This is a genomic window from Methanosarcina vacuolata Z-761, assembly GCF_000969905.1.
GTDB classification, from domain to species: Archaea; Halobacteriota; Methanosarcinia; order Methanosarcinales; family Methanosarcinaceae; genus Methanosarcina; species Methanosarcina vacuolata.
On sequence record NZ_CP009520.1, the window covers coordinates 2,857,083 to 2,884,023 of the forward strand.

Genomic DNA, 26,941 nt, shown 5'->3' on the forward strand with positions numbered 1-26,941 from the left:
AATTAAAAAAATAATGGAGAAAAAAGCTCTCCAAACACGTAATACTTCTAAACATAATCAGACAACTTAGTCAACTATCCCGCCTGTGTTTGCGGAATGGACTGAGCGCTGGTACCTGGCAAGGTAACCTGTGATCTCGGTTTTCGGAGGCACAAAGGCAGCTTTCCTCTGCTTAAGTTCTTCGTCTGAAATTTTCAGGTTCAGGGCTCTTTCAGGAATATTGATTTCGATCATGTCCCCATCTTTTACAAGAGCAATTGACCCTCCTTCAATAGCCTCAGGGGAGACATGCCCTATGCAGGGCCCACGAGTACCTCCGGAAAAGCGTCCGTCAGTTATCAGAGCCACAGATTCCAGCAGTCCCATACCTCCAAGTGCGGCTGTAGCTGCAAGCATTTCCCGCATTCCAGGGCCGCCTTTCGGACCTTCGTATCGTATGATAACAACGTCTCCAGGTTTCACATTGCCTGCAAGGATATTTTCCATAGCAGCTTTTTCACCGTCATAAACCCGCGCAGGGCCTGTATGAACATGCATCCCTGGATCAACTGCAGCCTGTTTTACAACCGAGCCTCCAGGGGCAAGACTGCCTTTCAGGACTGCAATTCCTCCCTGAGCATGAATTGGATTTTCAAGAGTTCCAATAATTTCTTTATTAAGCTTCGGATTAACAATGTCCAGTTCTTTCAGATTCTCCCCGATAGTCTTGCCGTTAACAGTACGTTGTTCCAGATGCAGCTTAGGGGAAAGCCTCTGCATAATTGCCTGAACTCCACCTGCTCTGTCAAAGTGCAACATGAAGTTTGACCCTCCAGGACGAAGTGAGATCAGATGAGGAGTTGCCCGGCTAAGTTCATCAAATTTCTCAAGAGGGAGATTCAGCCCGAATTCATGGGCAAGGGCAGGAAGGTGCAGAGTGGTATTTGTGCTCCCTCCGACTGCCATGTCTACCATTATCGCGTTTTCAAAAGATTTAAAAGTGACAAGCTTTCTGGGAGTCAGGTTCTCTTTAACCATTTCGACGATACGTTCACCGGATTCCTTGGCAATTCGGACCTTTTTTGCATCCACTGCATGGGCAGTTGCACAGCCTGGAAGGCTCAGGCCAAGCGCTTCAGTCATACACGCCATAGTATTTGCTGTAAACATCCCTGCACAGGACCCCGCTCCATTACATGCAAAATTTTCAAGCCTTTTAAGGTCGTCGTCTGAAATCTTGCCTACTCTATGAGCCCCGACTCCTTCGGAGACTGAGATGAAATCTTTGTGACCGTCATCTATGTATCCGGGGAGCATAGGCCCTCCGGTTACAACAATTGCAGGGATATCAAGCCTGCCTGCTGCCATAAGGTGACCTGGCACAATCTTGTCACATGTGGGAATGAGGACCATACCGTCAAACTGATGAGCTTTAACCATCAGTTCAATTGTATCCTCAATAATTTCTCTGCTAGGAAGGGAATATTTCATACCCTCGTGTCCCATTGCGATTCCATCGCAGACTCCTATGGTATGGAACTCAAAAGGAACTCCCCCCGCATTTCTGATTCCGGCTTTTACAGCCTCAGCAAGTTTTTTCAAGTGCATATGGCCAGGAATTATATCATTCCAGGAATTGACAACTGCGATAAACGGCTTTCTCATCTCGGAATCTGTGACTCCGGTCGCTTTTAAAAGTGAGCGATTGGGGGCTCTTTCCGGTCCTTCTTTGATGATATCGCTTCTCATGTTAAATCTCCATATAATTTCGTGGTGAGGATAAAAGTTATAATGTATATACTACTTACGCGCTTGAGGTAAGTTAGAAGATTACATTCTCGAGAGAATAGATCATCCAAATATTAGGATTATTTGTACAGACCTCTAACCTATTAAATTAGAAGATAGGTTTATTAACCGTCAACAGTTATTGGGACTGGAAATCACTTATAGAGAATAGCCACCTCTGAGATGATATCAATGGATTCAATGGAAAAAATATTTGGAAAAACCGCACAGATGACAGTTCTTAAGAACTTGATAGAAAACCAGGACGAGCCAACCTATCTTTCAGGGATAGCTGAAGAAACTGGCCTGTCTCATTCCAGCGTATCAAGGGTTATCACACCTCTGGTTCTTTCAGGCATTGTTCAGGAAAAACCCCTGGGTAAGCAAATCCGAACTTTTCAGCTGAATATGGACAATGAGGCAACTAGTGTTATTATAGATTTTTACAGCAAAATTAATCAGATGCTGAACTAAGTCTGAGTAGTAAGAATCAAGGGAAGTTAAAGCTTCCCAAAATTATTTTTTTATTTTTTGTTTCCTTTGTTTTTATTTCCTTTGTTTTCACGTAGTTTTATCGCTTGGCAGACAAAACTCCAGCAACCATGTTTATTTTCGGGGAAGTTTGACCTGATGTAGTCATTTATACTTTTTTAAAGTATGATTTGTTGCCCCAGAGGCCAGTAAATGATTTGGATTTTTAAAGTAGGTTTAAATTTTTAGAGTAATATTTGGATTTTAAAATGATTTTTGAATCTTAGAGGAAGTTTTGAGTTTTAGAGGGGAGCCGAAAAATGACAAGTTCAATGGTATTTAGGGAACCTATAAGCATTCAGTACTTTATCAAAATCTCTATTTTTATCACTTAGCCAGCCGGTAGCCAAAACAAACTGAAACCCATAAGATTAAATATGTTTTATCCTTATTTCCCTTGAAATCGGCGCTGGTAAGGCGAGTTAAAAACCAGCTAACGCCCAAAAATAAACAAAAGATATATTCGGGAAACCTACACTATAGTTCTCGCCAAAAAATAAATCAAACCCCTTATAATTATTATAGTGCAAACTGAAATTTACCTATTTATTTAATCCCGCATTCGAGTCCCGAAAAGCGGGGACATTCAGTTAATTTCAAAATTTAAAATTGAGGCTTATAAATGCAGTACCAGGCAACAGTTAGAATTGAACAGAAAGCAGGTATGCTTGACCCTGAAGGCACTACCGCAAAAAGGGCTCTCGGACAACTTGGCTATCAGGTCAGCAGCGTAAAGACCGCAAAGCTGTATGAAATCGTGCTTGAGGCCGAGTCTGCCGAGATTGCAAACCAGAAAGTTGATGAGATGTGCCAGAAACTAATTGCAAACCCAATTATCCATAATTATACAATCGAGCTCAAGGAACTTAACTGAGGCGTGTGGATAAGCGATTGAGGCATAAGAAAAAGCCAAAGCTTTGAAAATTGAGGGAAAAATATGAAAATTGCCATACTTCAGTTCGGAGGCACAAACTGCGACCAGGACGTCCTGCATGTCCTTAAAGACGTTGTGGGTGTGGACGCCGAGACTGTCTGGTACAAACAGGAAGATCTGACAGGTTTTGACGGAGTCGTCGTCCCTGGAGGCTTCTCCTATGGGGACTATCTCAGGGCAGGAGCAATTGCAGCCCGCACTCCAATAATGAACTCAGTAAAAAAACTTGCAGCCGAAGGCAAGCCTGTGCTTGGAATCTGCAACGGCTTCCAGATTCTTACCGAAGCCCGGGTGCTTGAAGGAGCTCTGACAACTAACGAGTACCCGAAATTCCGTTGCCACTGGACTAACCTCAGGGTAGAGACCGTTGATACGCCTTTCACCTCGAAGTTCAGGAAAGGCGAGGTTATCAGAATGCCTATTGCCCATATGGAAGGTCAGTTCTATGCCGAAGAGAAAACTCTGGCCGAGCTTGACGAAAACGAGCAGGTTGTCTTCCGTTATGTGGATGAAAACGGAAAAGTAACGGATGCAGCTAATCCTAATGGTTCCCTAGAAAATATTGCAGGAATTGTAAACACTTCAAGAAATATCTTAGGTCTCATGCCCCATCCAGAGAGAGCCTCCGAGTCAATCCTGGGCTCAGACGATGGTCTGCGGGTTTTCGAGTCCATGGTGGATTATATCTCTGAGAATTTCTAAGAACTTTTTAATATATATATAAAAATCTATAAAAATTTGGGATATTCCAATTTTATTTTCCTATATTTCCGCATTTTTCTTTACTTTTATTTTTCTGGACTTCTTTGTTTTTAACATAATTTATCCAGTTTTACGAATTTGCTCTTTTACACTCCTATGTTACTCTCTTATATCTGTCTTGAATTCCTTTTCATGACCTCTATTTTTTTCTTAGACAATCATGCTGGACTCAAAATTTAATATTTTTGACATTGTATTCAATTTTCGATGCCAAGTGGACCTATTGATTATACAGGCAAAAACAAATTCAGGTTTATTTTTCAGAAAATATGTTTCAAAATCATTTTATTATTAGAGATTATTATTCATACGAGTTATTATAAAAACAAAAATTGTATTTCTATATATATAATTTAGAATTAAGGGGAGTATTAGTTCATGAAAGGGAAATCAATCCAAAAAATCTGTATAATCTTTCTTCTTGTGCTAGGTGCAACAGCTACCCAGGCAAGTGCTGCGGCTTTTACCGTAGGAATTAACGGGGGAGAAAATTATACTTCGATTCAAGAGGCTGTCAATAATTCACAGAACGGGGATACGATTGTTGTAAGCCCTGGCATATACATAGAAAATGTAAATGTAACTAAAGAACTTGCAATTGTCTCAAAAACTGATGTTTCGGGCGACAGAGCGAACCGTACCTATGTAATAGGCGCAATCCCGGCAAATGACGTCTTCAGTATTAAATCAAATAATGTGAAAATAACCGGTTTCCATATTATGGGAGGTCCTTCAGGAATTGATGCTTATAAGGAAGTAGGGATTTACCTTGAAGGCGTTCAGGGCTGTTCCTTAAGTAACAATACCCTGATGTTAAATGATGTCGGCATTGGCCTCGAAAATTCTCAAGGCAATTTCCTTGACAACAATCAGATATGTCTTGGCTCGACAGGAATCATTCTTTCCAGATCAAACGAAAACAAGTTGTCAAACAACCTGGTAGAGACAAATGACGAGGGAATCCTGCTGGATAACTCTACTAACAATACTCTCATGAATAACACTGCAAAATCAAACGATATAGGACTCCTGCTTGGCACTTCAAGAACTAACATGCTTGAAAACAATTCCATTTCAAAAAACAGTTATGGAGTAGTACTTGAAAATATGGCAGAATCTAATACTCTGACTAATAACAGCCTTTCCATGAATGGCCTTGGAATATATCTTAGAGGGGCTACCAGTAATATGATTTTCCTCAATAAATTCTTCAACTTCATCAATGCAGTGGATGAAGGAACGAATTCCTGGAACAGCAGTTCAGCAGGCAATAAGTGGAAAGATTATAACGGAACAGATGCTGACGGAAACGGTATAGGTGACACTCCTTATGTTGTTAACCAGACAACTGGAAGCATAGACTACATGCCTCTGGCAAATAACGTTTCCTCAAATAATCAATGAAATATGAGATCTAAGTAATGAAATATAAGTAGCAATTACACTGGAATGTTGTAAAGAGTACTAAATAAAGAAATCTGCTAAACTTTTGCTGGTGAGAGCTTAAAAACAAAAACAGCTTGATTTCTTTTTAATTTTTTCTTTTTTTCAGCTCTCCTTTTTTAGTTTCCCGAATACTCACTTCAGTTCGGCTTTTTTCAGTTCTTCCCTGATATTTTCTACAGTCTGCCAGGACTGCCTGACTATTTCAGGGAACTCCCCGGAGTGCTCTTTTCCCCAGTTCAACAGGAATTCTTTTGTCTTCGGGTCTGAGGGGTAACCGCTGCCGAAGTCGAGGCCCCATTCTTTCTTAAGCTCTTCGATAAGCTCATCCCTGCGCACCTTTGCAATAATAGAGGCTGCCGAGACAACAGGATAAATAGCATCGGCCTGATGCATGGAAATTATATCTATTTCCTTTGCGTGGTCAGGGCTGGTTTTTGCGTACTGCCTGCGGAGGTTGGCTCCAAAACGCTCTGCATTGACATCAGCAGCATCGGCATATAGGAGGTCAGGTTTTAGCTGTTCAAGCACTTTTGAAAAACAGACCACCATGATTTCATTCATTGTCATGATCTTGCGGAGTTCGTCAATCTGGGAAGGGCTGACCTCAAGAACAAAAAAGCCATCTGCATGTTTTTTAATCTGAGTTGCGAGCTGTTCCCTTTTTTTTGGTGTCAGTTTCTTGGAATCTGCGACTCCCAGGACTTTAAGGATATGGGCTCTGGACTCTTCAATTTTTACGCCTCCTATGCACATGGGCCCGATTACAGGGCCTTTTCCGGCTTCATCAATTCCTGCGATCATCATTTTCCGGCTGCCTCCTGATTTGAAGAAAGAGAGCTTCTTATTATTTATAAAAGTAGGTAAAGGTATAGTTTACAAAGTATTAATATGGAGCTCTATTAGAATCCTATGAAAACAAACCTTCATTAATTTGAACTTAATAGCTTGATGCAGTTTCACTTCTCATTTTTAGTTTCTCACAGATAATTAGCAGGTTTTTTATGAAACAAATATTATAAAGTTTCAACTATATATAATGCGATATTTATATTTTTACTTTTAAATAAATACTAGGTGAAATAGAAAAACTTAACTGTTAAATATCTTAAAGGAAACTTACTTTATTATTTTAAAAGAAGACTGTGGAAGTTAAAGAGCCGAGGCAGATTTCAAGGTGTTTAAAGAATTAGGAAGCTTTTCCAATATAGTGACATTTCTTTCTTAGTTGGAATCCTGAATATCTTCTCATGTACATCCTTAAAAAATGATATTTTATCTTCCATATTTAACTTTTCACTCATGATATTTATATTAATTATATGGCCTGCCTCTGTATCATAAGAAGCAAAGTCGATGTACAAAAAAGAGCACAGTGAAATAACTATGTACTATGCCCACTCTACAGACAGACAAGATAAGTCTGATTGGCAACCCCTAAAAGTTCATCTGGAAAATGTAGCAGATATTGCCTCAGGATTTTCTAGAGAATTCAATGCAGAACAATTTGGATATGCTTCGGGTTTACTGCATGATATTGGTAAATATTCCCCCGAATTTCAGAGACGTTTAGACGGAGTCAAGATCAGAGTCGATCATTCTACTGCAGGCGCACAAGAAGCTAGAAAACTCTACGGAATATTTCAAAGTCGTATTCTGGAATATATCATAACCGGGCATCATGGAGGCCTTCTCAATTATGGGACTAAAGAGTGTGGACTCGATGAACGCTTATCAAGGCCTATTTTATCTGATTACTCTGCATATAAAAGTGAAATTTTAGTTCCAGATCTGAACAAAGTTCGTCCCAGTCTTACACCTATCAACAATAAGATAGGATTTGCAATTTCGTTTTATACCCGTATGCTCTTCTCATGCCTGGTTGATGCTGATTTTCTTGATACAGAACGATTTATTTCACCTGACAAATCTTATTTCAGAGGACAGCATGAGTCGTTCGATAAGCTTTTCACAAAATTTGATAACTACATGAAAACCAAACTTTCAACAGCTGCAGAAAATTCGATTAATAGATATCGAAGAGAAATCTATGAACAATGTATAGAGAAAGCCGAATTACCTCCACAGATGTTTTCTTTGACTGTTCCTACAGGTGGAGGGAAAACTCTCTCATCAATGGCATTTGCCCTGAACCATTTGAAAAAGCATAATTTGAACAGAATTCTCTATGTTATACCATATACAAGCATTATAGAACAGAACGCAGATATATTCCGCGAAATTTTTGGAAACAAAAACGTGCTTGAACACCATAGCAACTACGATCCGAAAAATGAAAAATCTGAAAATACTGATGTTGCACAGGAGAAATTGAAACTTTCATCTGAAAACTGGGATATTCCTATTATTGTTACAACCAATGTCCAGTTTTTTGAATCTCTTTTTTCCAATAGAGTTTCTCGATGTCGTAAGCTGCATAATCTTGCAAAGAGTGTAATAATTCTTGATGAAGCCCAAATGCTACCTACGAGCTTTTTAAAACCATGTCTTGCAGCTCTTTCTGAACTGGTAGTCAATTATGGATCAACGGTCGTTATATGTACGGCTACTCAGCCTAATCTCAATGAGCTTCTGGACCAGCGCGTAAAGCCTGTTGAGATTATACACTCACCTCAGGAGCTGTACGAAGCTTTCAGGCGAGTTCATGTAGCAGATTTGGGAAATATATCCGACAGTGACCTTTCAGCCAGGCTAAAAGCACATAACCAAGTTTTGTGTATTGTTAATACTCGTAAACACGCACAAAATCTGTATGAGCAACTTTCTAAATCAGATAACTGTTATCACCTGAGTGCAAGACTTTCAGCTAAGTTAAAAGCGCATAAACAAGTTCGGTGTATCGTTAACACACGACGTAAACATGCACAGAATCTGTATGGACAACTTTCTAAATCAAATAGTTGTTATCACCTGAGTGCAAGAATGTGTCCGGTTCAGAGGAGAAAGAAACTGAAAGAGATCAAAGATTTACTGAGAAAAGGGGCTGAATGCCGGGTTGTTTCCACCCAACTGATAGAAGCTGGAGTTGATATTGATTTTCCCGCTGTGTATCGGGCAATGTCTGGAATTGATTCTGTCTGTCAGGCTTCTGGGAGATGTAACCGCGAAGGAAAATTGGCTTCTGGAGAAGTTTATGTTTTTCGATCTACTGAAGATTATGGAAAGGCAACGCACTGGCAGAGCCGGGTTGCTGAGATTGGAAGCATGGTCTTTGATGAATGGGATGACCCGTTATCGCTCCCGGCTGTGGATGGATATTTTGAGAAACTTTATTCATATGAAGGCGACGGACTTGATAAAAAGAGAGTTCTGCCCGCTTTTGAAGAGAGACTGAAGGATGTTGCATTTCCGTTTGAGGATGTAGCCAATGTATTCAACCTTATTGAGAATGATACGCGAGATATCATTATTCCTTATGATGAGAAAGCCAGATCCATTATCAAACAGATTCAACAGACTGGATTGCCTGGGAAGTACATTCGAAATCTACAGGGATATACAGTAAGCATTTATGTAGAAGAGTTCAAGGCACTCGAAAAAAGCAATGCGATCTTTTCGATAGATGATAGATTTTTTGTTTTGAAGAAATTGGATGACTATTATTCTGAAGATACTGGACTTTTAAACCGAAAATATAATGATGAAGACTTATTGCTGATTGCTTAAGGAGGTGATTTGAATGGGATTTGGAATCAAATTGAAAGTATGGGGAGATTATGCCTGCTTTACACGACCTGAAATGAAAGTTGAACGTGTAAGTTATGATGTCATAACTCCCTCAGCAGCGCGAGGTATTCTTGAAGCAATTTACTGGAAGCCTGCGATTTTCTGGAAAATTGATAGAATTCACGTTTTGAACCCGATAAAGTTTGACAACATCCGCAGAAACGAAAGGCCGGGAAAAATACTTGCAGGTAACGTGAAAGCTGCATTCAAAGGAAATGATGTTGCCCTTTATCAGGACTCCACCGAGGATACTGTTCAAAGGGCTTCCCTTGTTTTGCGTGACGTCTGCTATGTTATTGAGGCTCATTTTGAGATGACAGACCATGCAGGTCCCGACGATACAGTCGAAAAACACTACAATATCGCACTTAGACGGATGCGAAAAGGACAATGTTTTCATCACCCTTATTTTGGCTGTCGTGAGTTTCCGGTTCAGTTTGAGTTAATTGAGAATGAAGTTCCCGTGTCTTATTATTATGGAAAAAAAGAAGGAAAAAAAGATCTTGGGTTCATGCTTTATGATATTGACTTTTCTGACAAGATGAAAGCCGTCTTTTTCCGCGCCTGTATGGTGGACGGAGTTATTGATGTTCAGAAATGTCTGTCTAGCGGGGGAGTCTCATGATCATCCAATCACTCTGCCGCTATTATGATATTCTTGCTAAAGACGAGAACGCAAATATTCCAAAGCTAGGATATAGCAGCGCTAAAGTCTCATTTTCCCTTGTCATTTCTCCTGATGGCATTCTTTCGCATATTATAGATCTTAGAAGTGATGACAAGAAGCCAAAACCCAAAGATATTAATGTGCCTATCCAGAAGTCCCGCGCTAACGGTATATTTCCATATTTTGTCTGTGAAAATGCAAAGTATGTTTTTGGTGTCGAAAAAGTAAAAAAAAGTGAATTTGAGAAGAAATTTAGTTTGAATTCAAAGAACAGTACTGATGACTATAAAATACTTGAGGAAAATGATAAAGAAGTCACTCTTGTCCATCAGCGTTCCAGAGAGTGCTTTGAGGCTTTCAAAACACTTCACCATAGTATATTGGATGGTCTTAATGATCAAGAAGTCCGCGGATTCCTTTCTTTTCTGGATGGATGGAATCCAGAAGAGTTCCTCGAAAATCCAAAGACCAGAGAGTACAAAGATGATATTCTTGCTGGCGGAAACTGTGTTTTTGAGTGTAACGGGAATTTTTTGCATGAAAAAAGTGCGGTTAGAAACGCCTGGGAAACTTACTCTCAGAATGAAACTGGCAGCACGTTTGCCCAGTGCCTGATAAGTGGAAAAGTAGAGCCGGTAGCCAAGATACATCAAAAGATAAAAGGTGTTGTCGGGGCTCAATCGGCAGGAGCTTCCATTGTCAGTTTCAATAACGATGCTTTCTGTTCTTATGGAAAAGAACAGAGTTTTAATTCTCCAATCAGCGAATCCGCGATGTTTAAGTATACAACTGCCCTGAATCATCTTCTTTCAAGTCCCAGTAACAGGATAAGGATTGCGGATACTACAGTTGTTTTCTGGGCTGAGACAAGTAAAAAATCCTGTGAAAAATCCTGTGAAGAACTTGTTAAATTCTTTTTTGACCCTCCAGAACCAGAGAAAAAAGAAGAAAAAAATGTAGAGGGCTCTCGAGTACAGGACATAACCACAGTCAAAGAAATAGAGGAAATTCTCAATAAGGTCAGAATCGGCAAGAAAGTAAATCAAGAGGACATTGGGGCAGATCCAGAGACGAATTTCTATATTCTTGGTTTGTCTCCCAATAATGCACGGCTTGCTGTACGTTTCTGGTATGTTGCCAGTATTGGGAGTTTGATTGAAAAAGTGGCTCGTCACCATCTGGACATGGAAGTTATCAGAGATGATTATGGTCCAAGATATGTCTCAGTATATCGCCTGTTGAATGAGACAGTCCCTCAGAGTTCTGACAAAAAAACAGTTTCTCCACTTCTTGGTGGTCTTATTTTGCGCTCGATTCTTACCGACACAGGCTATCCTATCTCATTATATAGTGCAATCCTGAGCCGTGTTAAAGTAGATGGCTCAATAAATTTTGTCAGAGCTGGTTTTATCAAAGCATATCTACTCAGATTGAGCAGAGCTGGATTATCGAATTTGAGTCAGGATTTGATTACCATGAGTTTAAACGAGGAAAGTTCTAGTGTGCCATATCGTTTAGGAAGGTTGTTTGCCGCTCTTGAAAAGGCACAGAATGATACGAACAGAGAGATGAAGAGCACCATTAACAGTAAGTACTTTAGCAGCGCCTCGTCAACACCCGCTGTTGTATTTCCTGTGCTGTTAAAACTTGCACAACACCACATTGCCAAATCAGAATGGGGTTTCAGGTCTAATCAGTTGATTGAACAAATTCTGGAAGGCGTGGATGAGTTTCCTGCGTACCTGAATCTTGAAGATCAGGGTATGTTCATGCTTGGTTACTATCACCAACGTAAGGCTTTTTTCACGAAAAAAGAGGTTCCATCAAATAAGGAGGTGCCATTATGAGCGAAATAATCAAGAATCGATATGAATTTGTGCTGTTGTTTGATGTAGAGAATGGAAACCCTAACGGCGATCCTGATATGGGAAATATGCCCAGGGTTGATCCACAGACAGGTAATGGAATTGTTACCGATGTTTGTCTGAAGAGAAAGGTCAGAGATTATGTTGATCTTGTGAAAAGTGGAAACGCAGGATATGAGATCTATGTTAAATCCGGTGCTGTCCTCAATAGTCAGCACAAGAAGGCCTATGATTACCTTGGAATAAACCCAGATTCCAAAAAACCCAAAGATGACGAACTGACAAAATTCATGTGTCAGAATTTTTTTGACATTCGGACATTCGGTGCTGTAATGACAACAGAGATTAACTGTGGTCAGGTTAGAGGGCCTGTACAGTTCAGTTTTGCACGCAGCATTGATCCAATTTTCCAGCAAGAAGTAACAGTTACTCGTTGTGCCGTCACCAATGAGAAAGATGCTGAAAAAGGTCAGACTATGGGCAAAAAACAGATTGTGCCGTATGGGTTGTATCGCGCAGAAGGATATGTCTCCGCTCATCTGGCTAAAAAGACCGAATTTACAGAAGATGATCTTGAACTTCTCTGGGACAGCCTGGTCAATATGTTTGAGCATGATCATTCGGCAGCAAGGGGAAAAATGTCTGCAAGAAAACTTATTGTTTTCAAGCATAACAGTGAACTTGGCTGCTGTCAGTCTCATGTCCTTTTCGATAAAGTGAAGGTGGAAAGGCTTTCCTGTGATATGCCTTCTCGTTCTTTTGCAGATTATAAAGTAACAATTGCAGATGACATGCCGAATGGTATTGAATTAATTGAGAAATTATGATCGAAAAGAAATATGCCGAAGATGAGTTGCTCTCGTTGTCAGGCATACAACAGTCGCACCCTTCGCGGGTGTGTGGATTGAAATAACTCCCATTGGAGAATTACATCTTTTCCAGGTCGCACCCTTCGCGGGTGTGTGGATTGAAATTGGTGGACATGTGGGAAAAGTGCTCTCGGCGGGGCGTCGCACCCTTCGCGGGTGTGTGGATTGAAATATATAATGACCTCGCCTGGACATACGGTTTTGAGGTCGCACCCTTCGCGGGTGTGTGGATTGAAATTAAGGTAAGAAAATGAGATGTACATATATCCCATTTGTCGCACCCTTCGCGGGTGTGTGGATTGAAATAGGTGAAAAAAGACTACGTATACTTCTTTCTGACGTCGCACCCTTCGCGGGTGTGTGGATTGAAATTACAATTAAGGGAACGACAGTATCAAACTCTAAATAGTCGCACCCTTCGCGGGTGTGTGGATTGAAATCAATATATAAGATTGATAGAACAGATCCCGCACTGTCGCACCCTTCGCGGGTGTGTGGATTGAAATTGAAATTACGGAGAAAGATATCAAATTCCGTTGTCGCACCCTTCGCGGGTGTGTGGATTGAAATCCTCAACATCCACATAAGAATAAGTCACGGAAGCGTCGCACCCTTCGCGGGTGTGTGGATTGAAATCTCTTTGCAGACCCATCATCCAGTAATTCCAGTTGTCGCACCCTTCGCGGGTGTGTGGATTGAAATTTTACTAGCTGGTGAGATGTGAGATAAAAAACCCGTCGCACCCTTCGCGGGTGTGTGGATTGAAATTTTAAAAGGATTAACTCTTTTAGCTCTTCTATTGGTCGCACCCTTCGCGGGTGTGTGGATTGAAATAGACCGATGCAAGAATAAACTACAGATTATACGTCGCACCCTTCGCGGGTGTGTGGATTGAAATACATCATGAAGCAAGATAACACCAGGTATTATTGTCGCACCCTTCGCGGGTGTGCGGATTGAAATATAAAAAGAGAGGGAAAGGCTTACTAATGGACGGTCGCACCCTTCGCGGGTGTGCGGATTGAAATTGGGTTGAAGGTCAAACCGTTGTCAAGAAACCTTATGTCGCACCCTTCGCGGGTGTGCGGATTGAAATTACTGCGTCTATACTGGTTACATGGGTCATTTGTCGCACCCTTCGCGGGTGTGTGGATTGAAATTAAAGGAGCGAAAGCGTACCAGGCTTTCTGCCTGCAGACTTCCAGAGCTTCAAATCCGCGTTGAGGTTCTTCAAACACCCTCCGAAACAAAAACATTAAATCTGAAGTTGAGTATGTTTTGGGTTAAGTTAGCGAGCAAAAGACGAGATGAATCACCTATGCCAGTAATTACCTTACAGTACGACGACCTTGAAAAACTCACAGGAACCGATAAGGAAACCATCATAAAAAGAGCGCCCATGATAGGGGCAGATATCGAAAGAGTTGAAGAGGAATCTATAGATATCGAGTTCTTCCCTGACAGGCCTGACCTTTACAGTGTGGAAGGAGCAGCCAGGGCAATGCGGGGTTTTCTGGACCTTGAGACCGGACTGTCCGAATATGAGATAAAGCCGCCCAGGGTTTCGATCTCGGTCAGTGAGGAGATCCTTAGAATCAGGCCTTTTCTTGGGTGTGCGGTTGTAAGGGGCATAAAATTCACATCCTCGTCCATAAAATCCCTTATGGACCTTCAGGAAGACCTGCACTGGGGGCTTGGAAGAAACAGGAAAAAAGTGTCTATAGGCGTACATGACCTCTCGAACGTTAAGCCGCCTTTCAGGTATATGGCCGTAGATCCGGGTTTTGAGTTCGTGCCACTGGACTACACCGAAAAAATGAGCATGACCGAAATCCTGGAAAAGCACCCAAAAGGCACGAGATTTGCACATCTTGTCAGGGGCTTTGAGAAATACCCAATAATCCTGGACTCAAACGATAACGTGCTTTCCTTCCCGCCTATCATTAACGGGACACTTACAAGTGTGACCGAGCGTACAACCGACCTCTTTATCGATGTCACTGGACTTGGAGAAGCCGTTTATACCGCCCTGAATATCGTTGTTACCGCCCTTGCGGAAAGGGGTGGCCAGATCGAATTCGTAAAGGTTATCAGGCCCGACTCCGGAGAACTTATCCTGCCTGACCTTGAACCGAAGACCAGGTTCATTACAAAGACTGAAGTAAAAGACCTTCTGGGCATGGAACTCTCCTTAGAAGAAATCGTTAAACAGCTTGAGAGAATGCGCTTTGGAGCAAAAGCCATTGACGAAGAAACCATCGAAGTAAAAGTCCCGGCTTACAGGGCCGATATTCTTCATAACTACGACCTTGTAGAGGATATTGCCAAGGGTTATGGATATGAAAACATCAAAGTAAGTATTCCTGAAACTTATACCCCAGGAAAGTCTCACCCGATTTCCTTACTTCGCGCTCCCGTAAACGAGATAATGGTAGGGCTCGGCTACTATGAGGTCATGCCGTTTACGCTTACCAACGAAAAAATTAACTTCGATAACATGCGCAGGCCAAAAACGGATGATGTTACCTATGTGCTTCACCCGATCAGCGAAGACCAGACAATGATCAGGACAACCCTGCTTCCGAACCTCCTTGAGATTCTTGCCTTAAACCAGCACAGGGAATTGCCTCAGAAGATTTTCGAGTTCGGCGAGGTCGCAAATAACGAAATAACCGGCCAGCACGTAGCTGCAGTCTCGATTCACCCTCAGGCCAACTTTACCGAGATCTATGAGGTTGTAGACGCTCTGATGAGGGAAATGATGCTTTCCTACGAGGTAAAAGAGTCCGAAGATCCCGCATTCCTCGAAGGCAGGCGGGCTGATGTTTACGTCAGAGGCAAAAAACTCGGAGTCTTTGGAGAATTCCATCCTGAGGTCATAAACAATTTTGCCCTTGGATACGCAGTTGTCGGGTTTGAACTTGACCTCAATGACCTTATTGGTTAATATTGGTTAAAAATTAGATTTTAAGTTGAGAAGAGACTCTTCTCTCTTATTTCCTTCACTTTTATTTCAGCACATTTTTATTTCAGCACATTTTTATTTCAGCATTTTCTCCATTTCGGCTGCGATTTTTTGGACTTCGGATATTTCTTCAGTCTCAGCTAGCCTGTAAGTAAGTTCAAGCAGCCTTTCTTTCAGGGAGCCAAGTTCATCAAGGGTACAGTTAAGCTCTTCAAGAAGGACCCCCAGGGTTTTTATCTCAGTTGTCTCTGAAAACTTTTCAGGGCCTGCTTCTATAAGGAAAAGTGTCTCAGGAGAACTGAGGTCAACATCGTATTCTTCCTCGAAATCTCCCTTCGGGATCGTTTTAGACCAGCTCACACTCCTGATATGCCTGACAAAATCACTTATCTGCCGATACTCATAATCTCCGGTAACTTTTCCAATCAGCATCTCGTTCCTGGTTTTTAGTGGGACCGCCACAAGGTCTCCTTTCTTTATTTTTGTGATAAAAGAGTAAATCTCTCCTGCCCAGGCAGAACTACGCTCGTCCTGCATCCCGGGATATTTCTCAAGAATTAGTTTCTTTACCTGTCCTTCGTCTTTAATACTGGACAAATCCGGAAGTTCAGACCACCCGATTGTAATTATGCTGTTTTCCAGAATCAGCTCTTCATCTTCCAGGGTGCCTGCAGCTTTAAGTAACCAGAATTTCATGACTTTCCCCCTTTTCGTTTTAATTTTGCATTTTTCTAGAAATTCTACTTATATTCCCAATTTACCATTTTCCAGGTTCTTATAATTGGTTGTCAATCAACCGTTGCGCCGGTTGATCACGCCGGATAGGGTTGGGGGATAAGGTTCTCAAACCCAAATGATGCTCCGTCGTTTTCGCTCAAGCATTTTTTGAAAAGGATTGTGCCACAGCCGTTGCGCCGAGTTGATCACAAACCGTTGCGCCGGTTGATCACGCCGATAGGGTTTGGGGATAAGATCCTCAAACTCAAATGCTGTCCCGTCGTTTTCGCTCAAGCATTTTTTGAAAAGGATTGTGGACAAGCAGTTTTTGTCAAAAGGGTTTTTGAAAAGTCTTGAATGACATACTTGATGCGCTTGCGGTGGGCAGTTACTACAAAATTACATCCGTGTGATCTGTTACCGGAGATCTAAATCAGTACAATCGGAGCCTTAATCAGGTGCTACTGAAGGAAAGATTTCTCATTTAGAGGTTCGGCTGCTTCCATATAGTACTTGAAGAGCTCTTTTCCCCAGCACAGGGCTCTTTCCCCAAAAGACAGGATTAGCTGGTCTCTTAATTTTCCATTGTTTTCAAAGAGTTTAAATGCAACGACCTTATCCGTTACAATCAGAGATGGGATTGTTGTTGACCTTCGTGATATAAAAAGCCTGGAGTTCATGGCTCTGGACAGTTTCTCTGCTTCTATACGATTATTTAAAAATAAACGCTGTGCAACACTTTCGGTCATACAGAGTGCGATTTCAGCTCCACTCTCCGCAAGCTCTGTATAAAGTGAAGGAGCTTGAGGGTGAAAATAAGCTGCAAAGGTCAGTATCTCCCTTGAGCTTAGAATACTATCCCGGAGTATTTGTGGGGTTTCAAAAATGTGTCCGGCGTCAGGTTCCAGTAGCTCACAGTGCCCGAGTTCGCCTATTCTCTCCAGCAGGAAATCAGGAATCGAGCTTAAGTCGTGGCTCAGCCAGTACTCAGTATTTTCTTCTAAAAGCCCAGCCATACTGAGCATAGGCTGCATATTTTCAACTATTATCTCCCCGATATCGGACAAACTGTATATTTTATTTTTTTGGGTTATCAGGCCGGAATCTTTCATTTTTTTCAAATGGAGCTGGATTGAACTGGAGGTCACGTTAAGTGATTCTTTTATCTCACCGAAGTCTCTTGATTTTTCATTTAAGAGTAGTAAAATATCTTTTCTTCTACCCGAAAAAAGAATCAGGTTAAGAAGGCAGTGTTTCATTTTTGCTCACTTCCGGTCTCTACCTTTGCCTCTATACCAATATCATAAAAACTTTTTGATTATAAGCCCACTGTATTTAACTATTTTATTGTATTTTATGTTCTATGCAGGATTTGATTTGTCCAGTTTTATTGGTTTAAGAAGTAGCAACAACAAAAAAGATAAACCTTGAAGTATATTTTCGATTTTTAGAGCAGGTTTTTGGTTATTAAATTAATGTGGTGAGAACACTGATTCCTGAAAAAAAATTCTCTTTACATTACAAAGATTCTGAAGAAATTGAACCTCTTAAATCTGGCTGTTTGGTTAATGGTTCAATCAGTAATTCAATCCACAGTTATGGTATTTCGGTGAATAACCCAATAGACAATGTAGTCCACAACTCAATGAGAAACTCAATAAATAACTTGGTCAATGACCCAATAATCTCGATAAATAACTCAATGAATAACTCAATGAATAACTCAATGAATAACTCAATGAATAACTCAATGAATAACTCAATGAATAATTTGTCCGGTAGCTCAATAATTAACTCTATTGGAATGGAATTTGTCCTGATTCCTGCTGGAGAATTTAACATGGGTTCTCCAATGCGTGAAAAACGAAGGAAGCTCTGGGAAAGCCCTGTGCATAAAGTAACAATCGAAAGGCCTTTTTACCTTGGCAGGTACCCGGTCACACAGGAGCAATGGCAAAAAGTCATGTGGGACAATCCTGCGTACTTCAAGGGCGAAAAGCACCCGGTTGAAAACGTTTCCTGGAATGAGATTCAGGTCTTTTTCCGGAAACTCAATGCTCTGGAAAATGCAGATGGAATTTCCCGAATCTACCGCCTTCCAACTGAAGCCGAATGGGAATACGCAGCCAGGGCAGGAACTGAAACCGCTTATTTTTTTGGAGATAATGAATCGAAACTTACAGAATATGCCTGGTTTCTGGAGAATTCAGGGTTTGAAACTCATCCTGTCGGCCTGAAAAAACCAAGTCCCTGGGGACTTTACGATATTTATGGAAATGCAGGGGAATGGGTACAGGACGAGTACCATATCAGCTACAAAGGCGCCCCGGAAGATGGAAGGGCCTGGGAAAATCCTTTCCCAAACGTATCCACTCCAGTAAGGATAAGGAGAGGCGGAGGCTGGAATGGAAACGCAGGCTGCTGCCGGTCGGCTGAAAGACTTTTTGCGGCCCAGGATAAAAAGTTAAATAGCCTGGGATTCAGGGTGGTTAAGGAAGTTTAATTCCAGTGAAATCACATCCTGTATCCTGCATCAGAGTTTGCCAGCACAACTTTGATTTTTATTGCGTTTATGTCGTATACAGAGTTTGATTAATCCGGTTTTATTGGTCTAACCTAACTTCCGCATTTTTAGGCGCATATATGCTTTTCTGTATCTCTGCGAGGTCATATGATTACGATTTAGAAATTTTTACCTTACATATGATGTGCTTAAGTTTAAGCACATGTATCGATATCAAACTACATTTATGTGCTTAAAAATGCGGAACTAAGGGTCTAAGAGGCAGTAATAGCAAAATAAAGATAAAATTTTAGTAACTATTCAGCCTATCTAAATATGTCTATTGATATTGATTCTAGTGAAAGCAAGAAATCAAAGAAATAACCTATAGAAGAAGAAGAAACGCAGTCATTTGCCAACAGTTCCATAAAATCAATTTGCAGAAATTTGTCTATTGAATTTTTGCAAAGATGGCTATTGATTCTGTATTATATAGGCTGAATAGTTACAAATTTTAGAGTATATCTTCATTTGTATTCGATTAAGATACGATCTATTAAAAATGTGTTATTTTTGTTGTTTTTTCTGTAAACTTATAAATGTAAATCGAGATGCATAGATGATTGCAGTAGTCATTTTGACGTTAACAGATTTCTTAACCGAATACAAATGAATTAGATTTCATTTTTCTTTTCTTTTTTTTAAAGAGATAATAATAACGGTTAACAAAATAATTAAAGCAACACCAATAAAAATTAACTTTGGCAATATTTTACTAGTTGGGGCTTTTTCAATATCATTTTTATTATTTTTAAAAATATTACCACCTGTTATATTATCATTAGATCTTTCAATATAAAACCCGATGATATTATTATCTATCTCATTTATATTATATTCGTTATTGTCTTTACATTCACATGTGTCAATACCATATTTGTTAGAGTATATTTTATTGGCGGAGAGTTTATTGCCAGGTGCGTTCTCTAGATAAATCCCTTCTGAATTTTTTAATATACTATTACTCTCAAGAGAATTATTAGTTGAATCTTTCAGATAAGTACCAAAATAATTTTTTTCTGCAGTATTACTAATAAGTATGTTACTGCTGGAACTAGAGATCGAGACTCCACAATCCCGATTCGAGTAAACATAATTATTTTTTATATCGTTGTAATTTGATTCTGTAAGAGTAATCCCCGAATATTCAGTTGAATTTACAATATTATTAAAAAGAAGATTACTAGTTGATCTTTCAAGAAAGATACCCTCCATTTTATTTTTAATTGCACTGTTATTTTTTACATTATCTTTGCTACAATTACTTAGAGTAATTCCAGAAAACTCGTTTAAAGTTATAGAATTATTTTCAACTGTGTTATATGTAGAGGAATAAAGAGAGATGCCTGACCCTTTATTCAAATTTGCAATATTATTAAGAATTTCATTTCTACTACAGTTATCTAGAGTAATTCCATCAAAACCATTTGAATTTGCTGTATTATTTTCAATTATAATATCTGTGGAACAATTGAGAAAAATGCCCTGATTTCCATTAGAGCTTGCTGCATTGTTTAAAATTTTAGTATTGCTAGAAAATTCTAGCCAAATTCCGTCATTATTATTAAGAAGATCATTACTAACAATCGTTGAATTGTGACACTTATAAAAGTATATCCCAGCATAAGGTAACCTTGAGCCAGTTATAGTGAAACCGCTTATAGTTACATTATCTGCAGTAACGTTAAATATAAAATCTTCATCACTGGAAGTTTTAATTATTGTATTTTCGGGTCCAGATACTGATCTAATTATCAAGCTTTTAACAATATCAACATTTTCTATATAGGTACCAGAGTTGACAAAAATTGTGTCACCTTCTGATGCAGAATCGACGGCTTTTTGTATCGACGAATAAGCAGCTTTTCCATCTTTGCTTACAGTTAAGGTAGAAGCCTTGGCACTTTCCGTAATCAGAAGTAGTATAAAGAGAAATAGCAGAATACGAATACAAATAGTTGTATTGTCTCTTAATTTTAACATATTAACACCATTAATCTATAATTTGGTAGCAATATTTCAAAAATATGATTCTCAACCTATAAGCGTTTAATATTTGAAAAATTATTTGATTTTAATTTATTATTTATGTTAAACATTAGAAAAGCTCAAATATCTGATCTCTTACATTTCTTATATTAATATATTAGAAGGGCAAAAAGATGAATTCAGATATAGTTGAGATTTGGTCCACAAAAATAGCAGAGGTTGCAGCGCCAGAAGAAGTAGATTTTGCTCCATTAATAACGGAAGCCTTCATCCAAGGTGGAAATGAAAGAGAAAGTCTTTTCTCCAAACAACAGGAAAATGTACTTGGAGGGTTTGGCGGCACAGAAGCTATAATGTTGTTTCCTTTGATATTGCAGGGTATAGCAAATACTGCTCAATTGATTACTCAGATTCTATCTCCTGTATCTCCTATAAAAGATATACAGAGTATATTGAATGAAATGAAAGATCAGCACGAAACAACATCTTTTAATCAAAAGAGAATGGAAGTTTTGCCCGAGGAATTTCGTACAAGTTTAAAAAATTTCTTAGAGATTTTTACAGACGAGGTCTCAAAATCCGGGCTTCCAAAAGAGAAGTGTGAAATAGCTGCATATCATACTCTGTTGAGATTACTTGAAGAACCTTCAGGATCTATTTGTTTTGTAAAAGAAGTATCAAAGTCTAAAAAGTGAATTCCTAAATGAGTAAAGAAATGCTTCAAAAGAACTGTGCGTTACCACCCTGGCTGTGGTTTTGGCTAATATCCTATTTGTTGATGTTTCCTATCGAGTTAAATTATTGGAAATCGTACTCTATAGACCTCATTTATGTTTCAGACCCTTTATTTCTTGCAAACATCCCGGAACTATTGCCTTCATTAGCATTGTTTTTAGGGGTCATTACTGTATTTTTTCCAAAAATCCGTGCACATCGGCTAGAAAGAAGATTCTCTCTTGTTGAAAAAAATTCCGCTTTACTGAAATTGCCTGAAAGAATGAAGCAGACAGGCGCAGATATTGAATATTTCTTGAAAGTTCATGTTCCAAATATACAGATTAAAGCTAATTTTGGCCTTTTTAATCAGAATTGTTTTTTATACACTTCAGGATACCACAAAACCTCCCTAGCTCTATTCGGAGGCATTCTAATACTCTGGAAATTAGACCGAAAAGTTGCAGAATCTATTCTCTTACACGAAATTGGACACTATCGAAATGGAGATGCTTTCATAATAGGCGCAGGAAGCTTTTTTGAGTGGGTTCTTAGACACTGCTTAATTATTACTACACTTTTTTTCATAATTCCATTTATTTGGAATATGACTAACCAAGAAGTTACCTTTTTTTCTAATAATGTTAATCAAGAGCTCATTTTTTTAGATATTATGAAAGATAACGGAATGCCTATAAAAGAGATTATTTTTAGTTTTCTAACTTTTTTATTTTCAACAATTATTTACAGATTTAAATATCACCTCTTTGTTACACTTCCTGGGATATTATTACCCATATTCTGGTTGCTGTTATGGACAATTAACACTTTCATTCCACCTATTGCTGGAATTTGGTGTGCAGAAATGAATGCAGACAGATTTATGAAAAGGAAGTCAACTTCTCCAGATGCTCCGGCAAAGGCTTTAGATAGAATCTCTGAAGATGTGTCGATTGTCAATTGGCTCATATCACAGGTTTCTCACCCTCCAAAATGGCTCAGGAAATGGGCGATAAAAGACACTAAAAAAAAGGAAAGTACATTGGTATTTCTTTTAATATTTCCACTTGCTTACTTCATAACACTGGTAGAGCCTTTTGTCCGGGTTTTGACAACTTATTCTATTGGGGAAAGAAAAATAACTGATGCTCTGGAAGTATTAGATATAAGTACAGGGAATTATTTACGCATAGTCTATAATATATGGCTTTTTAGTGCTTTTTTTATTCTATTGTGGCCGACTATGTCAGTTTATTGGATCAATTTTTTTTCAGGAAAAGTTGAACTTCCAAATTGGGAAGATTATAATGAATATATCTTGGGTGCTGGAGTTGTATTTTGCTTGTTTATTTTAGGATACTTTATTGCTTAATTTTATTAAAGTATTCACTATTCTCTTTTGATATTATTTGAGAGCAAGTCATAGAGGGTTATACTTGTGGCCTTCTAGACTTAGTTTTTATTTCAAAATTTGAAGGGTCTTCTATTCTAGCCATGTGAATTACAATTATAGGTATATGAAGTGAACGTATAGAATCAAAATGGGAATATTCAGCCAGGGCCAGAAACTCAACTACCTTAATCTTTCGGAGATAAAGAATCAAAACGCGTAGAATACGCCTGGTTTCTGGAGAATTCAGGGCTTGAAATCCATCCTGTAGGCCTGAAAAAACCAAGTATCTGGGAAAATCCTTTTCCAAGCGTATCCACTCCAGTAAGGATAAGGAGAGGCGGAGGCTGGAATGGAAACGCAGGCTGCTGCCGGTCGGCTGAAAGACTTTTTGCGGCCCAGGATAAAAAGTTAAATAGCCTGGGATTCAGGGTGGTTAAGGAAGTTTAATTCCAGTGAAATCGCATCCTGCATCGGAGTTCGCAAGCACAACTTTAATTTAAAAAAACCCAGAAGAAACTCTTGTTTTCGGCCAGGCGCAGGCGTAAGGACTTTTGGCCAACACCCCACGTCGTTTTTGCTATTTACCATTTCAAAAGTAGCCTTTTTGAAGATCTCATCACTTAAAGTGTACGAGTCGTTTGTTCATCAGGTAGAAGTGAAAGGTTTTTCTTTCTTTTCCCGGACTATTCATTTAGTTTCATAGATTTATTTCTGGCAGAGATCTTTGAGAGTCATAGTGTTGTTGCCATTCAGACAATAGCTTTCCAAGTACTCGACGACCAGCTAAGGAAGGACTTAAGATACTGACGCTCCACGTCATAGAGACGCTTAAATCCGTAATCAACTTTGGAGGTCCTCTTTTTCAAAAAAAATAAGTTTGCTGAGGTGCAAATTTTCAGCAAATGTGGACCATACCGTCATCAGATGGGCAAGGTTTTTTTGTTTCGGATTTTCTACCATTTTCAAAAAACTGACATGCATTTTCAATATCGTTAACAAGAATTGCTGCCATGTCCGAAGTGAAGTTTTCTCTTACGACAATGCGCATTATCTCAATATCAGCCGCATTTTCCGGAAGACAGTATGCGGGAACTATCCAGCCCTTCTCTCTCAGCTTATACGAAAGCTGCTGCAGGGAATAACCAGTTTCCTCTTTTTGTCTGAAAGCAATTATAGGAAGCCTTTCTCCTTTGTTCAAAATTTCGAAACGGCCCAGTCTATCAACCCTCTCGGCAAGATCCTGGGAAACCTCAAGGATATTTTTCATTATCCCAGTATAGCCAGCTCTTCCGAATCTTAAAATATTGTAATATTGGGCCACGACCATTGCACTGCCTCCTGAAAAGTTCAGGGTGTACGAATCTTCCATTTCTCCGAGGTAGTTCACATGGAAAATCAGGTCTTCGGGAAGGTCACTTTCGTCACGGAAAATCAGCCAGCCAAGACCCGGATAAGTTAATCCGTATTTATGTCCTGAAACGTTTATCGATTTTACTCTTTCCAGTCTGAAGTCCCACTCAAAATCAGGTTCGGTAAATGGCAATATGAAGCCGCCACTTGCAGCATCTATGTGGATGGGTATGTCCCAGTCTTTTTCTTTCTTGTATCCCAAAAGCAAATCATTAATATCCTTTACAGGATCGATTTCTCCTGTAAAAGTTGTTCCCAGAACGCAACCAACACAGATTGTGTTCTCATCAATCTGCTCTGAGACAGCATCTGCCGTAATTGTACGTACATCTTTGTCTATAGGAATTTTTCTAGCTTCAACGTCAAAATATTTGGCAAACTTATCCCAGCAAACGTGAGCGTCATTTCCAAAAATTATGTTTGGCTTGCCTGTGCCTCGCCCTGAGTTTTTCCAGCTCCATTTGTGAGCCAGCAGACCCAGCATTATAGCTTCTGAAGAGCCAGCTGTTGCCGTACCCATGAATTCGGTATGATGCCCATTAAAAAAGCGCCCAAGCATATTCACAATATTCCTGTGAATAACTTTGTCAGTTTGAGGATATTCGAAAATATCTATGATGTTTTTATTTATGTTTTCCATGACAAGCTGGTCTGCTTCCGGTTCCATCCATGTGTTGACAAAACTTGCCAGGTTCAGGAAAGGATTGCCGTCGAGGCTCTGTTCATCATGTACCAGTTGATAAGCAGCTCTTGGACTCATTCCCTTTTCAGGGAATTCATACTTTGGAATTCCTTTTTCTTTGACCTTTGGGATATATCTGGCACTGTATGCTCCAACACGATACTTTTTAGACTCGTCTAAAGTTTCCAGATTTACTTTCTTTGAAATCATGACTTCAACTCCTAAAAACACAATTGCAAAATACTTTGCCTTTTACAGCTTACTTTGAAAAATAACGAAAAAATGAGAAACAATTGAATGCAGAGTTTATGCTTCCAATTATTGTATTATTCACTTTTTATGCTTCCAATTATTGTATTATTCACTTTTCTTAAAAAGTTCCTGAATAAGATTTGTTACTGCCTTGTAAAAAGTTTCCACTGTGTCTGCCTTAAGGCGTTCGCCCCCGGTATGAGGGTTCATTATAGTAGGCCCTATAGAAATGCAGTCTATAGAGTCACCGTATTTTTCCACAATATAGCTGCATTCAAGGCCTGCATGGATTACGGTTTCCTTGTGGCCTTCAGGGTATATTTGCTTGTACACTCCATCTGCTTTATGAAGTAAGTCCGAATCGTCATTTGGTTTCCACGCCGGATAAGAATCACTTACTTCTACCGTGTGCTTGAAGAGTTCCCCTATTGATTTTTGTATTTGGATAAGGGAAGTCATGGAATCCATATCCGAACTGCGGTTTGAAGCCTTGATTAGCACGTTTTGCAGGATAATATTTGCCAGGTTACTTGAAGTTTCCACCAGATCAGGTTTTTCCGGGATCATGCGGATGGCTCCATGGGGTATCCGCTGAAGCAGGCACAGAAGTGCATCTGTCGATGCTTCATCAAAAGAATTTTGAGTTACCTCTTCAATCTCATAAATTAAATTCTCCTCTGGTTGAGACTGTACCTTTAAAGCTTCACAGTAAGCCTTAAAATCATTTACAAATTTTTCCTTATCGCCGCTAGGAATGGTAATTATGGCGCTGGCACAGCTTGGAATTTTGTTTGAGATAGGATCTTCATCTCTTTGCAATGAAATAAGACGAAGATCATAACTTTTAATGCCCTCGCCATCAATATCAATATTTGTTAGCCGCTTATTGAACCTGATGAGGATTTCGGTGAGAACTTTGATGGCATTAAGCCTTCCACTATTGATGTTGATTCCGGAATGCCCTCCAAGAAGACCTGAGATTGATAATTTCAGGTTGATAAAACCGCCTGGAATACTTGATAAAGTAAAATTTCCTTCGTACTGGACACTACACCCTCCTGCACTGCCATAAATAATAGTATCCACAACTTCAGCGTCAAGATTTATGTACCTTCTACCGATCAAGAGACTTTTATCAAAATTTGCAGCCCCTCCCATATCGGTCTCTTCCTGAACCGTGAAAAAACACTCAAGTGGATAGTCTTTGAGTTTCTCATCCTCCAGAAGGGTAAGGATGCTGGCTACCCCAATTCCGTCGTCTGCACCCAGGGTGGTACCTTTTTCTGGATTATCAATGCTGTCAGTATGCCCTGCTTTTATCCATTTTGCACCTTCGTTATCAAGATAACCAAAGACATTTAATGGAAAAATTTTCTTATCAGGGGAACATACCATATCCATATGAGCCTGTAGAGTGACATAAGGCTCACTGGCATAATCCCCTGAGCCCTTTCTACGAAGGACGATTACTCTTTCTCCGGGATCTTTAGCTCCTGGATCATAATGAATGACTTCTACACCTTCTATTTTTTTGGCACACTCTATAACATACTCACGAACCTGGTTCTCCTCACCAGATGGGTGATATTTTGTTGTTAGTTTCATAAAATGGTCATGCACTGCCTTTGGCTCAAAAGAGTCATCTAATATTTCTGACATTTACACCTTACT

Annotated in this window: 20 protein-coding genes and 1 CRISPR repeat array; of the genes, 12 read left to right on the plus strand and 8 right to left on the minus strand. The window is 39.6% G+C overall.

The window, feature by feature from the left end; all coding sequences use genetic code 11:
• Positions 1-66 precede the first annotated feature (66 nt).
• Positions 67-1,728: a dihydroxy-acid dehydratase gene (ilvD, locus tag MSVAZ_RS11820; protein WP_048121220.1), complete on the minus strand. Its 1,662-nt coding sequence runs from the start codon at positions 1,726-1,728 to the stop codon at positions 67-69.
• Between the two features lie 231 nt (positions 1,729-1,959).
• Between ilvD and MSVAZ_RS11825 the strand changes: the two genes are divergently transcribed.
• From MSVAZ_RS11825 to MSVAZ_RS11840, 4 genes are all read left to right on the plus strand, one after another.
• On the plus strand, positions 1,960-2,241 hold the full coding sequence (locus MSVAZ_RS11825; protein ID WP_048121222.1) for a MarR family transcriptional regulator: 282 nt from the start codon (positions 1,960-1,962) through the stop codon (positions 2,239-2,241).
• Positions 2,242-2,920: 679 nt separating this feature from the next.
• Positions 2,921-3,172: a phosphoribosylformylglycinamidine synthase subunit PurS gene (gene purS, locus MSVAZ_RS11830; RefSeq protein WP_048118445.1), complete on the plus strand. Its 252-nt coding sequence runs from the start codon at positions 2,921-2,923 to the stop codon at positions 3,170-3,172.
• A 63-nt stretch (positions 3,173-3,235) separates the two neighbouring features.
• Complete coding sequence (gene purQ / locus MSVAZ_RS11835; protein ID WP_048121224.1) at positions 3,236-3,934, plus strand: phosphoribosylformylglycinamidine synthase subunit PurQ; 699 nt, start codon at positions 3,236-3,238, stop codon at positions 3,932-3,934.
• Positions 3,935-4,372: 438 nt separating this feature from the next.
• Positions 4,373-5,398 (plus strand): right-handed parallel beta-helix repeat-containing protein, encoded by a 1,026-nt coding sequence (locus tag MSVAZ_RS11840; RefSeq protein WP_048121227.1) that lies wholly within the window; start codon positions 4,373-4,375, stop codon positions 5,396-5,398.
• A 174-nt stretch (positions 5,399-5,572) separates the two neighbouring features.
• Here the strand turns inward: MSVAZ_RS11840 and rnhB are convergent, their stop codons facing one another.
• Positions 5,573-6,244, minus strand: a complete 672-nt coding sequence (gene rnhB / locus MSVAZ_RS11845; protein WP_048121229.1) for a ribonuclease HII — start codon at positions 6,242-6,244, stop codon at positions 5,573-5,575.
• A 549-nt stretch (positions 6,245-6,793) separates the two neighbouring features.
• Between rnhB and MSVAZ_RS11855 the strand changes: the two genes are divergently transcribed.
• From MSVAZ_RS11855 to pheT, 5 genes are all read left to right on the plus strand, one after another.
• On the plus strand, positions 6,794-9,124 hold the full coding sequence (locus MSVAZ_RS11855) for a CRISPR-associated endonuclease Cas3'' (RefSeq protein WP_198146744.1): 2,331 nt from the start codon (positions 6,794-6,796) through the stop codon (positions 9,122-9,124).
• Between the two features lie 13 nt (positions 9,125-9,137).
• Positions 9,138-9,809, plus strand: coding sequence for a type I-C CRISPR-associated protein Cas5c (gene cas5c / locus MSVAZ_RS11860; protein WP_048121233.1), 672 nt, complete (start codon positions 9,138-9,140; stop codon positions 9,807-9,809).
• On the plus strand, positions 9,806-11,698 hold the full coding sequence (gene cas8c, locus MSVAZ_RS11865; RefSeq protein ID WP_048121235.1) for a type I-C CRISPR-associated protein Cas8c/Csd1: 1,893 nt from the start codon (positions 9,806-9,808) through the stop codon (positions 11,696-11,698). The genes cas5c and cas8c overlap by 4 nt, the downstream gene beginning before the upstream one ends.
• Entirely contained in the window at positions 11,695-12,543 is an 849-nt protein-coding gene (cas7c, locus tag MSVAZ_RS11870; RefSeq protein WP_048121237.1) for a type I-C CRISPR-associated protein Cas7/Csd2, read from the plus strand. Before cas8c ends, cas7c begins: the two co-directional genes overlap by 4 nt.
• Before the next feature lie 52 nt (positions 12,544-12,595).
• A CRISPR array of direct repeats spans positions 12,596-13,745; the repeat unit is 32 nt; unit sequence GTCGCACCCTTCGCGGGTGTGTGGATTGAAAT.
• A 158-nt stretch (positions 13,746-13,903) separates the two neighbouring features.
• On the plus strand, positions 13,904-15,532 hold the full coding sequence (pheT, locus tag MSVAZ_RS11875) for a phenylalanine--tRNA ligase subunit beta (protein ID WP_048121239.1): 1,629 nt from the start codon (positions 13,904-13,906) through the stop codon (positions 15,530-15,532).
• A 93-nt stretch (positions 15,533-15,625) separates the two neighbouring features.
• On the opposite strand, the gene MSVAZ_RS11880 is transcribed toward pheT, so the two are convergent.
• Complete coding sequence (locus MSVAZ_RS11880; protein ID WP_048121241.1) at positions 15,626-16,246, minus strand: restriction endonuclease; 621 nt, start codon at positions 16,244-16,246, stop codon at positions 15,626-15,628.
• Between the two features lie 482 nt (positions 16,247-16,728).
• On the minus strand, positions 16,729-17,526 hold the full coding sequence (locus tag MSVAZ_RS11885) for a helix-turn-helix transcriptional regulator (protein ID WP_048121243.1): 798 nt from the start codon (positions 17,524-17,526) through the stop codon (positions 16,729-16,731).
• Positions 17,527-18,071: 545 nt separating this feature from the next.
• On the opposite strand from MSVAZ_RS11885, the gene MSVAZ_RS21295 reads away from it, so the two are divergent.
• Positions 18,072-18,770, plus strand: a complete 699-nt coding sequence (locus MSVAZ_RS21295) for a formylglycine-generating enzyme family protein (RefSeq protein WP_269746772.1) — start codon at positions 18,072-18,074, stop codon at positions 18,768-18,770.
• Between the two features lie 681 nt (positions 18,771-19,451).
• Here the strand turns inward: MSVAZ_RS21295 and MSVAZ_RS11895 are convergent.
• Positions 19,452-20,813 (minus strand): right-handed parallel beta-helix repeat-containing protein, encoded by a 1,362-nt coding sequence (locus MSVAZ_RS11895; RefSeq protein ID WP_048121245.1) that lies wholly within the window; start codon positions 20,811-20,813, stop codon positions 19,452-19,454.
• 179 nt (positions 20,814-20,992) lie between these two features.
• Between MSVAZ_RS11895 and MSVAZ_RS11900 the strand changes: the two genes are divergently transcribed.
• Both MSVAZ_RS11900 and MSVAZ_RS11905 read left to right on the plus strand, forming a co-directional pair.
• Entirely contained in the window at positions 20,993-21,514 is a 522-nt protein-coding gene (locus MSVAZ_RS11900; RefSeq protein WP_048121247.1) for a hypothetical protein, read from the plus strand.
• 8 nt (positions 21,515-21,522) lie between these two features.
• On the plus strand, positions 21,523-22,905 hold the full coding sequence (locus tag MSVAZ_RS11905) for a M48 family metalloprotease (RefSeq protein ID WP_048121249.1): 1,383 nt from the start codon (positions 21,523-21,525) through the stop codon (positions 22,903-22,905).
• A 58-nt stretch (positions 22,906-22,963) separates the two neighbouring features.
• Here the strand turns inward: MSVAZ_RS11905 and MSVAZ_RS20425 are convergent, their stop codons facing one another.
• From MSVAZ_RS20425 to MSVAZ_RS11920, 3 genes are all read right to left on the minus strand, one after another.
• A complete protein-coding gene (locus MSVAZ_RS20425; RefSeq protein ID WP_048121252.1) occupies positions 22,964-23,233 on the minus strand; it encodes a hypothetical protein in 270 nt (89 codons plus the stop codon).
• Between the two features lie 588 nt (positions 23,234-23,821).
• Complete coding sequence (locus tag MSVAZ_RS11915; RefSeq protein WP_082091121.1) at positions 23,822-25,228, minus strand: glutamate decarboxylase; 1,407 nt, start codon at positions 25,226-25,228, stop codon at positions 23,822-23,824.
• Between the two features lie 147 nt (positions 25,229-25,375).
• A complete protein-coding gene (locus MSVAZ_RS11920) occupies positions 25,376-26,929 on the minus strand; it encodes a M20/M25/M40 family metallo-hydrolase (RefSeq protein ID WP_048121254.1) in 1,554 nt (517 codons plus the stop codon).
• Between the last annotated feature and the right edge of the window lie 12 nt (positions 26,930-26,941).

Coding starts and splice junctions, on each gene's coding strand:
- ilvD (WP_048121220.1), bottom strand. CDS start 1,728: ATGAGAAGCGATATCATCAAAGAAGGACCGGAAAGAGCCCCCAATCGC.
- MSVAZ_RS11825 (WP_048121222.1), top strand. CDS start 1,960: ATGGATTCAATGGAAAAAATATTTGGAAAAACCGCACAGATGACAGTT.
- purS (WP_048118445.1), top strand. CDS start 2,921: ATGCAGTACCAGGCAACAGTTAGAATTGAACAGAAAGCAGGTATGCTT.
- purQ (WP_048121224.1), top strand. CDS start 3,236: ATGAAAATTGCCATACTTCAGTTCGGAGGCACAAACTGCGACCAGGAC.
- MSVAZ_RS11840 (WP_048121227.1), top strand. CDS start 4,373: ATGAAAGGGAAATCAATCCAAAAAATCTGTATAATCTTTCTTCTTGTG.
- rnhB (WP_048121229.1), bottom strand. CDS start 6,244: ATGATGATCGCAGGAATTGATGAAGCCGGAAAAGGCCCTGTAATCGGG.
- MSVAZ_RS11855 (WP_198146744.1), top strand. CDS start 6,794: ATGTACAAAAAAGAGCACAGTGAAATAACTATGTACTATGCCCACTCT.
- cas5c (WP_048121233.1), top strand. CDS start 9,138: ATGGGATTTGGAATCAAATTGAAAGTATGGGGAGATTATGCCTGCTTT.
- cas8c (WP_048121235.1), top strand. CDS start 9,806: ATGATCATCCAATCACTCTGCCGCTATTATGATATTCTTGCTAAAGAC.
- cas7c (WP_048121237.1), top strand. CDS start 11,695: ATGAGCGAAATAATCAAGAATCGATATGAATTTGTGCTGTTGTTTGAT.
- pheT (WP_048121239.1), top strand. CDS start 13,904: ATGCCAGTAATTACCTTACAGTACGACGACCTTGAAAAACTCACAGGA.
- MSVAZ_RS11880 (WP_048121241.1), bottom strand. CDS start 16,246: ATGAAATTCTGGTTACTTAAAGCTGCAGGCACCCTGGAAGATGAAGAG.
- MSVAZ_RS11885 (WP_048121243.1), bottom strand. CDS start 17,526: ATGAAACACTGCCTTCTTAACCTGATTCTTTTTTCGGGTAGAAGAAAA.
- MSVAZ_RS21295 (WP_269746772.1), top strand. CDS start 18,072: ATGGAATTTGTCCTGATTCCTGCTGGAGAATTTAACATGGGTTCTCCA.
- MSVAZ_RS11895 (WP_048121245.1), bottom strand. CDS start 20,813: ATGTTAAAATTAAGAGACAATACAACTATTTGTATTCGTATTCTGCTA.
- MSVAZ_RS11900 (WP_048121247.1), top strand. CDS start 20,993: ATGAATTCAGATATAGTTGAGATTTGGTCCACAAAAATAGCAGAGGTT.
- MSVAZ_RS11905 (WP_048121249.1), top strand. CDS start 21,523: ATGAGTAAAGAAATGCTTCAAAAGAACTGTGCGTTACCACCCTGGCTG.
- MSVAZ_RS11915 (WP_082091121.1), bottom strand. CDS start 25,228: ATGATTTCAAAGAAAGTAAATCTGGAAACTTTAGACGAGTCTAAAAAG.
- MSVAZ_RS11920 (WP_048121254.1), bottom strand. CDS start 26,929: ATGTCAGAAATATTAGATGACTCTTTTGAGCCAAAGGCAGTGCATGAC.